Source organism: Streptomyces sp. bgisy159, from assembly GCF_057707805.1.
The window spans coordinates 19,381-35,044 of sequence record NZ_JBYIQX010000032.1 but is presented as its reverse complement, the minus strand read 5'-3'; the positions used below and the strand labels follow the sequence as shown (position 1 = coordinate 35,044).

General features: G+C 69.9%; 12 protein-coding genes and 1 pseudogene. 2 read left to right on the top strand and 11 right to left on the bottom strand.

Annotated features, from left to right (window positions below; all coding sequences use genetic code 11):
• Positions 1–92 precede the first annotated feature (92 nt).
• From AC3ET3_RS26050 to ngcE, 7 genes are all read right to left on the bottom strand, one after another.
• Positions 93–1,436, bottom strand: a complete 1,344-nt coding sequence (locus AC3ET3_RS26050) for a sugar ABC transporter permease (protein WP_432135906.1) — start codon at positions 1,434–1,436, stop codon at positions 93–95.
• The gene (locus tag AC3ET3_RS26045; RefSeq protein WP_432135907.1) at positions 1,433–2,224 is read right to left on the bottom strand and encodes an ATP-binding cassette domain-containing protein; all 792 of its coding nucleotides are present in this window, start codon (positions 2,222–2,224) and stop codon (positions 1,433–1,435) included. Before AC3ET3_RS26045 ends, AC3ET3_RS26050 begins: the two co-directional genes overlap by 4 nt.
• A 266-nt stretch (positions 2,225–2,490) precedes the next feature.
• Complete coding sequence (locus AC3ET3_RS26040) at positions 2,491–3,576, bottom strand: sugar ABC transporter substrate-binding protein (RefSeq protein WP_432135908.1); 1,086 nt, start codon at positions 3,574–3,576, stop codon at positions 2,491–2,493.
• Positions 3,577–3,710: 134 nt separating this feature from the next.
• The gene (locus AC3ET3_RS26035; protein ID WP_432135909.1) at positions 3,711–4,922 is read right to left on the bottom strand and encodes an ROK family transcriptional regulator; all 1,212 of its coding nucleotides are present in this window, start codon (positions 4,920–4,922) and stop codon (positions 3,711–3,713) included.
• A gap of 623 nt (positions 4,923–5,545) precedes the next feature.
• Positions 5,546–6,463: a carbohydrate ABC transporter permease gene (locus AC3ET3_RS26030; protein ID WP_432135910.1), complete on the bottom strand. Its 918-nt coding sequence runs from the start codon at positions 6,461–6,463 to the stop codon at positions 5,546–5,548.
• 1 nt (position 6,464) lies between these two features.
• The gene (locus AC3ET3_RS26025) at positions 6,465–7,391 is read right to left on the bottom strand and encodes a carbohydrate ABC transporter permease (RefSeq protein ID WP_432158404.1); all 927 of its coding nucleotides are present in this window, start codon (positions 7,389–7,391) and stop codon (positions 6,465–6,467) included.
• 16 nt (positions 7,392–7,407) lie between these two features.
• Positions 7,408–8,859 carry an N-acetylglucosamine/diacetylchitobiose ABC transporter substrate-binding protein gene (ngcE, locus tag AC3ET3_RS26020; RefSeq protein ID WP_435612989.1) on the bottom strand — a complete coding sequence of 484 codons (1,452 nt, stop codon included), beginning with the start codon at positions 8,857–8,859 and terminating at the stop codon, positions 7,408–7,410.
• A 232-nt stretch (positions 8,860–9,091) separates the two neighbouring features.
• On the opposite strand from ngcE, the gene AC3ET3_RS26015 reads away from it, so the two are divergent.
• The gene (locus tag AC3ET3_RS26015) at positions 9,092–9,616 is read left to right on the top strand and encodes a hypothetical protein (protein ID WP_432135927.1); all 525 of its coding nucleotides are present in this window, start codon (positions 9,092–9,094) and stop codon (positions 9,614–9,616) included.
• A 4-nt stretch (positions 9,617–9,620) separates the two neighbouring features.
• Positions 9,621–11,576 carry an alpha-glucuronidase gene (locus tag AC3ET3_RS26010; RefSeq protein ID WP_435612988.1) on the top strand — a complete coding sequence of 652 codons (1,956 nt, stop codon included), beginning with the start codon at positions 9,621–9,623 and terminating at the stop codon, positions 11,574–11,576.
• Here the strand turns inward: AC3ET3_RS26010 and AC3ET3_RS26005 are convergent.
• The 4 genes and pseudogenes from AC3ET3_RS26005 to AC3ET3_RS25990 form a co-directional block, all read right to left on the bottom strand.
• The gene (locus AC3ET3_RS26005) at positions 11,522–11,755 is read right to left on the bottom strand and encodes a Beta-galactosidase C-terminal domain (protein ID WP_432135928.1); all 234 of its coding nucleotides are present in this window, start codon (positions 11,753–11,755) and stop codon (positions 11,522–11,524) included. The two genes, AC3ET3_RS26010 and AC3ET3_RS26005, sit on opposite strands and share 55 nt — an antisense overlap.
• Before the next feature lie 59 nt (positions 11,756–11,814).
• Positions 11,815–12,492, bottom strand: a pseudogene (locus AC3ET3_RS26000) (hypothetical protein); the annotation flags it as partial.
• Positions 12,489–14,000 (bottom strand): GH39 family glycosyl hydrolase, encoded by a 1,512-nt coding sequence (locus AC3ET3_RS25995; protein WP_435612987.1) that lies wholly within the window; start codon positions 13,998–14,000, stop codon positions 12,489–12,491. The gene AC3ET3_RS25995 and the pseudogene AC3ET3_RS26000, both read right to left, overlap by 4 nt.
• Positions 13,997–15,649, bottom strand: a complete 1,653-nt coding sequence (locus AC3ET3_RS25990) for an ABC transporter substrate-binding protein (RefSeq protein WP_435612986.1) — start codon at positions 15,647–15,649, stop codon at positions 13,997–13,999. Before AC3ET3_RS25990 ends, AC3ET3_RS25995 begins: the two co-directional genes overlap by 4 nt.
• Between the last annotated feature and the right edge of the window lie 15 nt (positions 15,650–15,664).

Genomic DNA, 15,664 nt, shown 5'->3' with positions numbered 1-15,664 from the left:
GCGATCGGCCGTACCCAGGTTGAGCCCGTCCTATGACAGGGCTGTGCCCGGCACCTGACCGGTGCCGGGCACAGGGGGCGCTGGGCGCGGGGTCAGCCGCGGCCGGACGCCTTCTGGCTCTTGCGGGAGATCGAGTCGATGACGACCGCGCCGAGCAGAACACCACCGGTGATCATGTACTGGATCGAGGTGTTCATGTTCAGCAGGTCCAGACCGGTCTGGATGGACTGGATGACCAGCATGCCGAGGAGCGCGGACCACACGGTGCCGCGGCCGCCGAAGAGGCTGGTGCCGCCGATGACCGCCGCGGCGATGGCGAGCATCAGGGTGTTGCCGCCGCCGGCGTTCAGCGTGGCGCTCGCGGTCTGGCCGGCGAAGAACATACCGCCGACCGCCGCGAAGCCGCCGGCGATGGCGAACACGGTGATGCGGATCATCGGCACGTTGATACCGGCGCGCCGGGCCGCCTCGATGCCGCCGCCGACCGCGAAGACCTTCCGGCCGTACGTGGTGCGGCGGAGCACGAAGTCCATGACGACCAGCGCCGCCAGGAAGATCACCAGGGCGTTGGAGACACCGCGGGCGTTGTTGAGCACGGCGGCGGACACGAAGGACGCGACAGCCAGCAGGCCGACCCGGATCAGGATCTCGGCGGTCGTGCGGAACGGCACCCCGGCGGCCCGGCGGCGGCGCTGCTCGCCGAAGTTGCCGATGAGGCTGAGCGTCACCCCGAGGCCGGCCAGCAGGTAGGCGCCGATGATCGCCTGGTCCATGAAGAAGGAGTTCTGGCCGAGCAGGTGGATCGGGCCGCTCTCCGAGGGGATGTTGATGGTGCCGCTGGAGCCCAGCAGCCACAGCATCAGACCGTTCCACCCGAGGAAGCCGGCCAGGGTGACCACGAACGCCGGTACGCCGATCTTCGCGAAGAACCAGCCGTGCAGGGCGCCGATGCCGAGACCGGTCAGCACCGTCAGGACCAGCGAGAGCCACGGGTTCATCGAGTGGTCGACCACGAACACGGCGAACACCGTGGAGGCCAGACCGCTGACGGAGCCGACGGACAGGTCGATCTCACCGAGCAGCAGGACGAACACCAGGCCGATGGCCAGCATGCCGGTGGCCGCCATGAAGTAGCTGATGTTGGAGAGGTTGTCCGCGCTCAGGAAGCGGTCGTTCTTCACCTGGAAGATCGTCCAGATGATGATCAGGCCGAGGACCACCGGCAGCGAGCCGAGCTCACCGCCCCTGACCTTGCGGATGAACTCGGTCCAGTAGCCCCTCAGGCCCTCTTCGCGGACCAGCAGCCGCGGGTCGACGACGGCGACCGGCGCGGCCGTGGGGTCGTCGGCGGGCGCGACGGTTTCCTGGTGCAGCGCGCCGTCCGTCTTCTCCACCTCGGGCGTCTCGCCCTTCACGCTCTTGGACGTGTCGCTCACTTTGCCGCCTCCGTGCTGCGACGCCCCGCACGACGGGTCACGGCGTTGTCCGTGGCACCCGTGATCGCGGCGATGATGTCTTCGTGGCTGGTGTCCTTCACCGGGAAGGAGCCGTTGTTCTTGCCCAGGCGCAGCACGGCGACGGTGTCCGCGACCGCCTTGACGTCGGCCATGTTGTGGCTGATGAGGATGACGGCGAGGTTGCGCTCGCGCAGCCGCTCCACCAGGTCGAGGACCTGGGCGGTCTGCTCGACGCCGAGGGCGGCGGTGGGCTCGTCGAGGATGACCAGCTTGGGCTCGCCGATCAGGGCGCGGGCGATGGCCACGACCTGGCGCTGGCCACCGGAGAGGCTCGCGATCGGGATGCGCACGCTCGGGATGCGGATGGAGAGCGTCGACAGCAGTTCGCGGGCGTTCTTCTCCATCGTCACCTCGTCGATGACGCCGCGGTGCAGCAGCTCGCGTCCGAGGTAGAGGTTGCCGACCACGTCCAGGTTGTCGCACAGGGCGAGGTCCTGGTAGACCGTCGCGACGCCGAGTCCCTGGGCGTCGTGCGGCTTGTTGATGTTGACCGGCTTGCCCTCCCACTCGATGACGCCCTCATCGATGGGGTGGACACCGGCGATCGTCTTGACCAGGGTCGACTTCCCTGCGCCGTTGTCGCCCACCAGGGCGACCACTTCTCCGGCGTGAACCTCCAGCTCGACGTCGGTGAGTGCCTGCACCGCACCGAATCGCTTGGAGACTCCGCGCAACGCCAGCACGGGCGTAGCGGACACGTGAACCATCTCCTTCGCCGCCTGACCGGCGGGGATGCCGCGCTGTGGGACAGGCGCGGAGGGGTGTGCTGGACGGGCCGGCCGAGGGGGGGCGGCCGCGTCGGCGCACTTGGTTTACAGGATGAACGAGGGCGAGTGCGTCGCGCTCGGCGACGGTGCTCCATCCGGCGCCCGCCCCGCAGCGGGGTCGAGGGCGGCGCGGGCGCCGGAGGGGTCTCGCGGGGCCGCCGGGCGGTCACGGGGACCGCCCGGCGGCCGTGCGGCCGTACGGCCTGTTACTGCAGGCCGGCGGCCTTGCAGGCGGCGGCGTACTCGGGGGTGCAGATCTGCGCGACGGTGTACAGGCCGTCCTTGACGACCGTGTCCTTGATGTTGGCCTTGGTGACCGACACCGGGGTCAGCAGCTGCGAGGGGACCTTGTCGCCGGAACCGCTGGTCAGCTCCTGGGTGGCCAGGGACTTGATGTCCTTGCCCTCCAGCAGGTTGACCGCGAGCTGGGCGGCGGCGTCGGCCTCGGGCTTGAAGGCCTTGTAGACGGTGGAGGACTGGGTGCCGGCGACGATGCGCTGGATGCCCGCGAGCTCCGCGTCCTGACCGGTCAGCGGGATGCCGCTGATGCCGGCGCCCTTGAGGGTGTTGGCGATACCACCGGCCATGCCGTCGTTGGCGGCGTAGACGCCGGCGATGTTCTTCGCGCCCAGCTGGGTGATCGCGGCGGACATCTTCTGCGCGGCGATGGTGTCCTTCCACAGGCCGGACTGCTCGTAGGCGATGTCGACCTTGCCGTCGAGGGCGTTGTGGGCGCCCTTCTTGAACTGGCCGGCGTTCGGGTCGGCGTCGTCACCGTTGATCATGACGACCTTCGCCTGCGGGTTGGCCTTGGAGCCGAGCGCGTCGAGCAGCGCCTGGCCCTGCAGCTCACCGACCTTGACGTTGTCGAAGGAGACGTACGCGGAGACCGGGCCCTGGGCGAGGCGGTCGTACGCGATGACCTTGACGCCCTTGTCCACGGCGGACTTGATGGACGACTTGATCGCGGCCGAGTCCTGGGCGGAGATCACGATGACCTTCACGCCCTTGGTGACCATGGTGTTGACCTGCTGGGCCTGCTTGTTGGCGTCGGCCGCGGCGTTGGCGTAGTCGACGGTGCAGTCGGAGCAGAGCTCCTTCACCTTGGCCTCGAAGAACGGCTTGTCGAACTTCTCGTACCGGGCGGTGACGCTGTCGGGAAGCAGCAGGCCGATCGACTTGCTGTCGGACTTGCTGCCGCCGGAGTCGTTGTCGTCGTCGCCCGCCTTGCCGCACGCGGCAATCGACAGGGCCATGGACACGGCGGTGGCGCCGATCACGACTCTACGCATCGTTGCGTTCATTGGGTTGTGCCTCCCTGACAGGGCCGCAACGCTGCGGCCGAGGTGGCTGGAAGTCAACTCGGCCACACGTGCGACGTCAAGAAGTAAATACTTAACGAGATGGCAACGGCGTCATGCGTTCTCTAAGTGAAGGCGGGTGCGGCGGCTGGGAGCGGGCCCACACCGGTCCCGTCCAAAAGTGTCGAATCGCCCATCTCGCTCAACGCGAGGGCGAGCGCTCCGAGCACCTCGGCGCGACCACCAAGTGCCCCCGGGAGAACGGTGAGTTGACGCGCCGCACTGGGGATCGCATAGCGGCCGACGGACTCTCTGATGGGCCCGAGAACGAGCTCTCCGGCCTCGGCGAGATCACCGCCGAGGACCACCCTGCTCGGGTTCAGGAGGTTGCAGAGGTTGGCGACTCCACTGCCGATGTGGCGGCCGACGTCGGCGATCACCCGACGACAACCCGGGTCTCCGTCCTTGGCCAGCCGCACGACGCCTTCCATCGTCAGGCCGGTGCCGTGACTGGGCTGGAGGAGCGGTAGCACGTACCGTGCGGCCGCGAAGGTCTCCAGGCAGCCGCGATTCCCGCAGCGGCAGACCGGACCGGATTCATCCAGAGTAATATGTCCGATTTCTCCCGCGGTACCGCCGGGTCCTCGATAGATTTTGCCGTCTATCACCAGGCCGGCGCCGACACCGCTCGCGACCTTGATATATGCGAGATCACGCACGCCCCGGCCGCTGCCCCAGACCATCTCGCCGAGGGCCCCGAGGTTGGCGTCGTTGTCCACGTGGACCGGCACGCCGAGCCGTTCCCGCAACTCCTGGGCGGGCCGGGTGCCGATCCAGCCGGGCAGGATGGCGGACGAGCCCAGGGTGCCGGACTCCACGTCGATCGGACCGGGCACACCCAGGCCCACACCGGCGATCTTGTCGCGATCCACCCCGGTGGCTTCGACCAGCCGGGTGAACAGCTGCTCCGCCCGGTCGAAACCCTGCGTCGAGGAGGCGTCCACGTCGAGCGGCTCGGACTCCTCGGCGAGCACCTGGTGCGCCAGGTTGCCGATGGCGACCCGCAGATGCGTATGGCCGAAATCGATGCCGATGACGATGCCGGCGTCCCCGCTGAGCGAGACGCTGCGGGCGCGGCGGCCGCCGGCCGAGGTGGGGGTGACCTCGACGGTTCCGCCGTCCTTGAGTTCCCGGACGATATTGGAGACGGTGGCCGCGGACAGACCGGTCGTCCGGGCGATCTCCGCCTGGGTGAGGGATCCGGCCAGCCGGACGGCTCGCACCACCCGCTCCAGGTTGGCCCGATGCAGCGACGACTGCGACCCCGGAGTCTCCACGACGACCTCCTGCGCGCGGGGCCGCTTCGATGAGACCCCGTCTATGTCCAACTAGTGAACTCTAAGCTGAGCCGTTCGGGTTGCCTCCCGTCAAGAGGTTGAACAACATCCGCAGGATCGAACAAGGGTGCGTGCGAGGATCGCGGTGTGTGCGGAGACGGCTGCACGGCGTGGTGGAACGCCCGCTTCCGTGCGACCGGACCACGGTGTTATGCGGCAGTGTGGGCGGTTCGCGCGGCCCACCGCACCTTGAGAACGGAGGTTGAAGGCAAGCCCGCGTGCCTCCCCGGGGCGGCTCCGCACCGCGATCACCGCATGACACACCGTGGCCGGCGGGATCGCCGTGGCGAGGTCCCGGGCCCGGGACCGGCGCGCACGTGCCACTGGCCCAGTCGCGCGGCACAAGCGTCGACGCCGAGCTGTTCGAGCAGGCCCTGGAGGAGCGCGGCCGGGCGGTGCTGAAGCGGAGCCGGACGCTCCCCTCCCCGCGCGAGAAGGCGGAGATGTCGTACACCGTCGAGGCTCGCATCCCCGGATCGGCCGACGCCGGGGCGGCGCTCAAGGCGCCCCTGGGCAAGCTGCGGGTCGCGCCCCGGACCACCGCCCCTCGGACGTGCCCGTGGCTACTTCAGGGCGCCCGCCGTCAGCCCCGCCACCACCTGGCGCTGGAAGACGATGTACGCGCCCAGCACGGGCAGCATCGCCATGACCAGTCCGGCGAACAGACCCGACCAGTCCCCCTTGTAGCCCTGGCTGACCGCCAGCTGGACCAGGCCCTGGGTGAGGACGTGTTTGTCCGGGTCCGTGTTGAGGACCGTCGGCAGCATGTACTGGTTCCACTGGCCCAGGAAGTTGAAGATGCCGACGCTGATCAGGCCGGGCCTGGCCATGGGGAGCATGATCTGGAAGAACGTCCGGGTGTGCGAGGCGCCGTCGACGAACGCCGCCTCCGCGACGGAGGTCGGCAGGGTGCGGAAGAACGCGGTCAGGAAGAAGACCGTGAACGGCAGCGAGTACGCGATGTACACCAGGATCAGGCCGTGGATGGTGTTCAGCAGGCCCATGTTGTTCACGACGTAGAACAGCGGCACCAGCGCCAGCATGACCGGGAAGCTCATGCCGCCGATGAAGAGGAAGTAGATGAACCGGTTGCCCGGGAAGTCGAAGCGGGCCAGCACGTAGGCCGCCATCGAGCCCAGCACCAGGGTGCCGACGAGGGAGCCGCCCACCACCAGGACGGTGTTGAGGAAGTAGTCGCCCATGTGGGCGTCCGTCCAGGCCCGCGACCAGTTGTCGAGGTGCAGCTCACCGGGCAGCGACCAGGGCGAGGAGAAGATGGACCGGTCGTCCTTGAACGACGTCATCACCGCCCAGAGCAGCGGCAGCACGACCATGATCGCCCAGATCACCAGGACGCCGTGGGAGAAGGCGTTGAGCACCGCTCCCTCGGCCCTTCGGCGCCCGGTGCGCCGGCCGCCGGCGGGCGCGTCCGCCTTCGACACGGGGGTGGGGGCCGGGGCCGGCTTGTCCGTGGTCTTCAACTCAGTACTCCAGCCGCTCTCGACGGCCCAGCCGCAGCACCACCGCGGCGAAGGCCAGCGTGACGACGAGCAGGGCGACGCCGATGGTGGTGGCGTAGGCGGCCTGACCGTCCCGGAAAGCCTTCTGGTAGACGTACAGGACCAGCACCGTGGTCGAGTAGTCGGGGCCGCCGGGCCCGGTCGTCATGATCTGGACGACCGCGAACGACTCGGCACCCAGGGCGAGGATGCCCAGATAGACCCAGCCGGAGCGCACGGTGTCCCACAGCAGCGGCAGGGTGACCCGGAAGAACGTGGTGGCACGCCCGGCCCCGTCGAGCAGCGCGGCCTCGTACAGGTCCACGGGGATCGACGCCATGCCGGCCGAGAACAGCACCACGAAGAAGCCGACCGTCGACCAGACCAGCACCGCCATCACGGCCCACAGGGCGAGGTCGGGGTCGCCCAGCCAGAGCGGCTGGACGCCGTCCAGGCCGATGCCGCGCAGCACCGAGTTGACGGCGCCGCTGTCCGGGTTGTAGGCGAAGGCGAACAGCAGGGCGACGATGGCGATGGAGAGCACCTGCGGGAAGAAATAGACGATCTTGTAGAAGGACGAGCCCCGCACTCCGGTGATCGCGGGGCCGCCCTTCCGCCGGCGCCCGCCGACATTGATCATGAAGGCGAGGAACAGTGCCAGAGCGATCGTCACCACGGGCAGCACGAAAGCGAACACCAGGCTGTGGCGCAGGGACTTCCAGAAGATGTCGTCATGGAGCATCCGCCGGTAATTGTCCAGGCCCACCGTCTCGAATTCGGGACTCAGTCCCGTCCAGTCCGTGAAGGAGTAGTAGATGGACTGGACGAAGGGCCAGATGACGAAGAGCGCGTACAGTCCCAGGGGCAGCGCCAGAAACCCCACGATGAAACGGTACTTGCCGTGCTGCATCGCGTCACCGGCGCCTTCACTGGTGTTTGTAGTGCTTGATCGACGTGTCCTTCGCCGCCTCGTCGGCGAATTGCTGGATCTTCCGCACGGTCTCGGCGGGGGTGAGCCGGCCCGCCATCATCTCGCCGAGGCCGGCGACCCCGATCTTCTCCTTCTGCAACTGCACGTACCAGTCCTGCAGCCGCGGATTCACCACGTTGTCGCCGGCTTTCTCCAGCGCCGCGACCCCCGACTTCAGGCCGGGGGTGAGGTCGAGCCCGTCAGTGCCGCCGTTGTACGCGGTGAGCGACTTGACCTTGGCGGTGAAGTTCCTGGAGGACGCCTCGCCGAGCATGACGCGCAGCTGCTCCATGCCGCCGGTGCCGTTGCTCGCCTTGGCCGGCACGACGAACGGTTCGCCGCCGGAGGCCCAGATGGCGCCGAAGGGCATCTTGTCGGAGCCGTCGATGCCGGTGGGCGCCGAGACGGCGAGGTCGAAGTCGGCGGGGATGACGTTCGCCGACTCGTTCTCCACCCAGGAGCCGTTGGGCAGGAAGAGCGCCTTGCCCTGGGCCCACGCGGTCTGCGACTGGATGTGGTCGAGGCCGGGGGTGCCGCGCAGGACGTAGCCCTTCTTGTAGAGCTCGTAGTAGGCCTCGAAGCAGGTCTTGACCGCCGGGTGCTTCCAGGCGTTCGGCTCCAGGTTGTCGATGGCGTCGAGGACTTCCCGGCCGCCGACCTTGGCGATCATCGGGTAGAGGGAGAAGGGGATGTAGTACGGGTACTTGCCCGCGTACGTCCAGCCCGCCATGCCCTTCTTCTTCGCCTTCTCGCACACCGCGAGCATCTGGTCCCAGGTCTCCGGGTACCGCTCGTCCAGCGCGTCCAGCGCCTTCTGCGAGTACCAGACGCCGTAGACCGTGTAGGCGTAGTACAGGATCCACACCGGGTCGCCGTCGAACTGGCCCATCTCGACGATGCCCGGGCGCAGGGTGTCGCGGACCTTCTTCTCCGGGTCGTCGTAGGAGGGCGCGTCGAGCAGCGGGGTGAGGTCGGCGAGCTGCTTCTTGCCGACGAGGACGCCCATGTCCATCTGCTCGGCGCCGGAGTTGTCGATGAGGTCGGGCGGGGTGCCCTGGTTGAACCGGGGCTGCAGGGTGGACTGGATCTTCTGGGTGGCGGAGAACTTCACCTCGGCGTCGGGGAAGTTCCGTTCGTAGACCTTGACCGCGTCCTCGGCGTACTCCTTGCCGAATCCGCCGTCGAACAGTACGAACTCCATGGTCGCGGTGGCGTTCACGCCGAGGGGGTTCTTCGCGGTCTTCTCGCCCGATTTCGCCTTTTCCTCGCTCCCGCCGCCGCTGCTGGCACAGGCGGAGAGGAAACCCGTCGCCGGGACGGACATCAGACCGAGTACGGCGGACCTCTTGATCAGATCGCGGCGGCCGACGCCCGTCGGCCCGTGGTTCGCTGCGGAGGTGGATCCCATGCTCAAGTCCTCGCCTTCTCCAGGAACGGGTCAAGCTGGGTCGTGCAGGAAACGCCGACAGGTATAGTCCACTTCCCGCCAGGACAGCAAGATCGGGCGCAAGGTCGGGCGGTGGTCTTTTCCGAGTCGAGACCTGTCGGAAATACGACTGCGCGTACCGCGGGCCATGGTTGAGAATGTTCGGGCCGCCCGTGATCGACGGGCGCTCCGGCACGAGGAGGGGGAAGTGCGGATGAGCTTCGTCGGCAGGCTGGCGGCGGTGGCCGGCGGCACGGTGCTCGCGGCGGGGGCCCTGGCCGCGACGGCGGCTCCGGCACAGGCGTACAGCCCGAACCCGTCGATGGCCAAGTACTACTACGACACCGACGGCTGCCCCTGCAGCGGCGGCAACCTGACCGACCCGTTCGACGGCACGTACTTCGCGCACGACGCCGGCGGTCTCGCGGTGAAGATGGAACTGACCCGGTCGGGCGCGTTCCTCGGCAAGGTGGAGTTCCACCCCTACGGCGAGAAGCTGTGGGTGTACGACACGGCCAACGACGGTGACGGCTACTACGTGAAGGTGAGCTACACCTCCGGCGGCACCACCCACAACCTGGGCCCCTTCACCCCGCCCGGCACCAGCGCGGTCCTGGACTACTCGGTGAAGGACCTGGACATCCCCGAGGGCGCCTACGTGGACATCTCCGTCTACGACGACGCCGGTCTGAGCGACCTGATCGGTGCCGCGCGCGGCACCGGCGCGGCCGTCGCCTGACGCCGTGGCCACCGCCGTGGATCCGGCCTGGCTGCCGCCGCAGGTGTGGCGCCCGCTGGGCCGCAGGCGGGTCGCCGTCCGGGGCTCCGGCCCGCTCGTGGAGACGGTGCGCGCCGAAGTGACCGACGCCTGCGGGCGGTTCGGCGGCGAGGTGGTCCGGGAGGAACCGTACGACCTGCTGCTGGAGCTGCGCGCGGACGCGGCACCGGACGAGCTCGGTGACGAGGGGTTCGCCTGCGCCCGGGACGACGGGCCGACCACGGTCACCGCGTCGGGTCAGCACGGCCTGCTGCACGGGCTGTTCCACGTGGTGCGGCTCGGCGAGCGGGCGTTCTCCGGGCGGTGGGAGCGGCGCGTCCACCGCCCGGCGGTCGCGCTGCGCGTGCTGGACCACTGGGACAACGTCGCCGTGCACCCCGTGATGGGCCAGGTGGAGCGCGGCTACGCGGGCGGCTCGCTCTTCTGGCGGGAGGGGTCGGCCCGCGGCGACACCGGACGGCTCCGCGCGTACGCCAGGCTGCTCGCGGCCTGCGGGATCAACGCGATCACCGTCAACAACGTCAACGTGCACACCGTCGAGGCCCGCCTGCTGACCGACCGCGTCGCCGAGGTCGCCGAGATCGCCGACGCGGTGCGGCCGTACGGCGTGCGGGTGCACCTGGCGGTGTCCTTCGCCTCGCCGGTGGTGCTCGGCGGTCTGGACACCGCCGACCCGCTCGACGAGGGGGTGCGGCGCTGGTGGGCCGAGGCGGCCGAGCGGGTGTACGCGGCGATCCCGGACTTCGGCGGGTTCGTGGTGAAGGCCGATTCCGAGGGCCGGCCGGGCCCGTTCGGCTACGGGCGCAGCCACGCCGACGGCGCCGGCGCGCTGGCCGCCGCGCTCGCCCCGTACGGCGGCACGGTCCGCTGGCGGGCGTTCGTCTACGACCACCGGCAGGACTGGCGGGACCGCTCCACGGACCGGGCGCGGGCGGCTTACGACCATTTCGCCCCGCTGGACGGGCGGTTCGCCGGCGACACCGTGCTCCAGGTCAAGCACGGTCCGATGGACTTCCAGGTGCGCGAGCCGGTCTCCCCGGTCCTCGGCGCGCTGCCGCGCACCCGGCTGGCGGTGGAGTTCCAGGCCACGCAGGAGTACACCGGGCAGCAGCGGCACGTGTGCTGGCTCGGACCGATGTGGAGCGAGGTGCTGCGGTTCCGGCTCGGCGACGAGTCGGTCGGGGATCTCGCCGACGCCTTCGCCGCCGTGTCCAACGTGGGTGACGACCCCCACTGGACGGGGCATCCGCTGGCCCAGGCGAACCTGTACACCTTCGGGCGGCTGGCCTGGCAGCCGGACGCCGACCCGGCCGCCGTCCTGGAGGAGTGGATCGCGCTCACCTTCCCGGCCGCCCCGGAGCGGCTGGCGGACGGGCTGCGGGCGGTGCTGGCCGGCTCCTGGCGGACGTACGAGAAGTACACGGCTCCGCTGGGCGTGGGGTTCATGGTGCAGCCGGGGCACCACTACGGGCCGAGCGTCGACGGCTACGAGTACAGCCCGTGGGGCACCTACCACTTCGCCGACCGCGACGGAGTCGGCGTCGACCGCAGCGTGGCGACCGGCACCGGTTACGCGGGCCAGTACCCGAAGCCCTGGTCGCGGCTGTACGAGTCGCCGCGGACCTGCCCCGACGAACTGCTGCTGTTCTTCCACCATGTCCCGTACGGGCACGTCCTGCACAGCGGGAAGACGGTGATCCAGCACATCTACGACACCCGCTTCGAGGGCGTCGAGGAGGTCGAGGAGGCCCGCCGGGTGTGGGCGGGCCTAGCGGACCTGGTCGACCCGGCGTGGCACGCGCGCGTGAGCGAGCGGTACGAGGAGCAGTTGCGGTCGGCACGCGAGTGGCGGGACCAGCTCAACAGCTACTTCCTGCGCAAGTCGGGGGTGCCGGACGCGCGGGGCCGCCGGATCCACTGAAGCCGCAGGACGGACACGCCGAGCGGGTCCAGGTCGAGCGGGTCGCCCTGGTCGACCCGCTTTCCGGTGAGCAGGTCGCCGGCGGCGGCGTGCGCGGTGAGGGCTGCCGGTCGGGTGGTGTGGTCGAGGAGGAACAGCAGGCGGTCGCCGTCCGGGGTGACCCGGGTGGCGGTCTCCACACAGGGGGTGTAGCGGTGGGACCAGGAGGCTGTCCACCAGGCGTCGTTGAGGGCTTGGGTGCGGTGAAGTCCTCCCGGGTCTCGGCGATCACCGGGCGACTGCTGTGCAGCAGGGAGAGCAGCAGGGGCGCGGCGAGCAGGGCGGGCAGGGCTTCGGTGAGTACGGCGGTCAGACCGGCGGCGAGGATCAGCAGGGAGGCCGCCGCGAGGGTGACCCGGCCGTGCCGGGCCAGGAAGTACGCGGCGAGGCGGGCGGTGTCGCGGGCCCGGAAGGTGAACAGCGACGTCAGGATCAAGGCGTGCGCGCCCCACAGCAGGGCGACGGCGCCGGTCAGCGCGACCAGGGCGGCCCACCAGCCCGGCAGGCCGGTGGCGGCGAAGTGGGTCAGGGTGAAGGCGATGACGGTGAGCCAGGCCAGCAGCGGCGCCCACAGCTTCAGCGCGGGCCGTGCGTTGAGCCGCCAGCCGCGGGCGTAGACGCGGGCCGGGTGCAGGTCGGTCAGGTCGCGGCCGCGGTGGTGCAGGGCGTAGACGGCGGCGGCCAGGGCGGGGCCGAGCGGGAGCAGGCAGAGCGCGGCGAGCGGCAGGTTGGCGGGGTCGCCGCCGAGCAGGAACAGTGCGGCCAGGCCCGGTGAGGCGGCGGCGAGCAGGAGGGCCTGGGTGGTGAGCAGGGTGTGGATCAGCGCGGTGGCGCGGGAGAGGACGCCGGTGCCGAAGTCGGTGACCGTGCCGCTCATGACGGCTCCCGGCCGAGCAGCCGGCGCTCGTCCCACCAGGGCGGGGTCTCGTCGGCCGGCGGGGTCAGCTCCACGAGGGTGATCTCGTGGCGGGCCAGGGTGAGACGCAGGTCGGCGCGGCCGCCGGTGAGAGGAAGCCGGGTGTGGGCGCGGGCGGGCTCGGCGGCCTCGTGCAGGACGTCGAGCTGTCCCGGTTTCGGGGAGCGGGGGCCGCCCATGTGCCGCCAGGCGGTGTAGGCGTTGCCGTGCTCCTCGTCGACGGTGGAGCGCCGGACGAAGGTCTCCCCCGCTCCCCCTACGGGCACCGACAACCGCAGCTCGTGCCGCTCGGGGCCGGGTGTCGTACCGCTCGGGTCGACCGGCGCCCAGGCCAGCACGGTGACCCGGCCGTCCCGATGGCGGGTGACGAGGTGGTCGTCGCCCCGGGCGAGCAGGTCGGCGCCCATCCGCGCCATGAACGCGTACAGGTGGTAGGTGGGCTTGCGCACCTGCCGGTGGGTGAGCAGCCCGAAGCCGCCGTGGAAGAGGGCGGTGGGCACGCCCGCCTCCTCGAACATGTCGCTGAAGGTCCAGTACGAGAAGGAGTCGGCGAGGTCGCCGCCGGAAGCGAGCACGGGGGCGAGGTAGGCGGCGTTGAACGCCGTGTCGTGGATCGGGTTGTCCGGGCAGTAGGAGGAGTTGAACTCGGTGATATGGACCGGGAGTTCGGCGTACCGGGTGCCCTTGAGCTGTTGTCGCGGGGTGCCGAACTGGTGCAGCAGGTCGCTCGCCGGGGCGAGGGTCTGGTGGGATCCGAAGGGCACGTGCTGGGCGGGGCCGGAGGTGTAGGCGTGGCGGGAGACGAAGTCGAGGGGTACCTCGTGCTCGGCGGTGAACTCGGCGAAGCGGACGAGCCAGGGGTCGGCGCCGGGTGAGATCGCCGGTCCGCCCACCCGGAGGCCGGCGTCGACCTCCTTGACGGTGTGCGCGGTGATCTCGTAGAGCCGGTGGTACGCCTTCTCGTCGGCGTCCTGCCAGAAGTCGGTCAGGTTGGGTTCGTTCCACACCTCGATGGGCCAGGTGCGGACCTCGTCGAGGCCGTAGCGGTCGACGAGGTGGGTGAGGGTGGCGCGGACCAGGGCGGCCCACTGACGGTGGTCGCGGGGCGGGGTGACGTTGCCGCGCCACCAGAAGACGGTCTGCTCGCCGGAGGCCAGCCCGTCGGGCATGAAGCCGAGTTCCAGGAAGGGGCGGACACCGAGGCCGAGCCAGGCGTCGAGGATCTGGTCGACGTAGGTGAAGGAGTGGTGGTCGTGGCGGGCGCCCTGCCACTCGTAGGGCCGGTGGACGCCCATGCCGTCGCTGAGCAGGCCGTGGCCGCGGATGTACCGGAAGCCGATGTCCCGCTGGAGCAGGGCGAGGGAGTCCTGGTGGTCGCGGCGGAGGGCGAGCTCGGTGCGGCCGGTGCCGACGCAGTGGCGCCAGGCGTCGGACAGACGGCCGACCGGGGTGCCGGGGACGTGGATCACCCGTTCTCCTTCTTGAAGCGCGCGTACGCCTTGTTGTGCAGGTCGATCAGCCGGTCCATGTTCTTCGCCTTCAGCTCGGCGACGTAGTCGTCCCACTCGGACAGGGGGCGCTTGCCGAGGGCGAACCGGAGGGTGTTCTGGAAGACGTGGTCCCGCAGCGGGGTGTCCCACAGGGTGGCCTGTTCCTGTTCGACCGACTGCAAGGGGTGCGCGGGGTCGACGGGGAGCTGCCGGCGTCGGGACATCGCGTCCTGGAACTTCTTCTCGTCGGGCGTGAAGGAGGAGGAGACCAGGGCCCAGCTGCCGCCGTAGGAGAAGACGCCGTTGGAGAAGCCGTAGTCCCGCTGGAGGTTCTTCGGGGCGCCCGGGTCGGAGCCCATCAGGTCGATGCCGTCCTCGAGCTCGTAGCGCCCGCCGGACTCGGTGTAGGTGACGTCCCGCACGCCCCACTTGGCGAACCGCTGGCCCTCGTCGGAGTACCACAGCCAGTCCACGAACTGCATCAGGGCGACGAAGCTGTCGCCTTTGAGGGCCTCGCGGGAGATCATCAGCCCGTTCTCCAGGCGGGCGCCGCCCAGCACCACGGGTCCGGCCGGGCCGAGCGGGACCGGGACCATCTCGATCGCCGAGCCCTTCACCTGGCGACGGAGGTTGTAGCGGTAGTTCTGCACCAGCTCCTGCGGGTTGGCGCTGATCGCGAAGGACTTCTCGGCGAGCAGCTTCTCGGTCGCCTCGTCGTCGGTCTGGGTGAAGCTCTCGGGGTCCATGAGCTTCTCGTCGACGAGCTTGCGCAGGAACTCCAGCATCTGCCGGTAGGCGTCCGTGGCGCCGGTGAAGACGTACTCGCCCTTGCGCCGGTCCCAGCTGGTGTTGAGGTACGACCAGCCGGCCCGCACGCCGTACGCCTGGCCGAGGTAGCCGAGCAGCGCCCCGGCAGAGTGGGGCGGGTTGCTCCACCGGTCGGAGAAGGGGTAGCGGTCGGGGTACTCGGCCCTGATGGCCCTGAAGACGGTGTACACCTCGTCCCAGGTGGTCGGCAGGGCGAGGCCCAGGCGGTCGAGGACGTCGGTGCGCAGCGACAGGGAGTAGCCCGACTTGACCTTCTCGTGCAGGCCGGGCAGCAGGTAGTACTTGCCGTCCGACTGGCGCAGCGAGTCCAGCTCGGGCTGGAGCGCCCATCTCCTGACCTTGTCCCGGAAGTTGGGCATGAGGTGGACGTAGTCGCTGACGGGCAGGACCGAGCCGGAGGAGACGAAGGGGGCCTCCTGGCCGGGGTAGGTCTTGGGGATCAGCAGCGGGGCGTCGCCCGCGCCGATGAGCAGGCTGCGCTTCTTGTCGTAGTCGCTGGACGGGACGGTGGTGGCCTTGAGGGTGACGCCGGTGCGCCGGGCCAGCTCCTTCCAGAACAGCCAGTCCGGCTTCAGCGGGTAGTTGGGCATGTTGTTGTGCAGCAGAGTGAAGGACAGCGCGGTCGTCGCCTTGAACTGCTGTCCTGCGCGGTAGTCCTTCATCGCGCCGTGCTGCTTCTCGGCCAGGTCCTTGGTGTCCCCGCCGTCGTCACCGCCGCCGCAGCCGGTGGGGGTGGCGAGGCCGGCGAATCCGGCGGCGGCGAGGATCTGGCGCCGCGACAGCTTGCCTGTGTTGGGCACGGACACTCCCTTGTT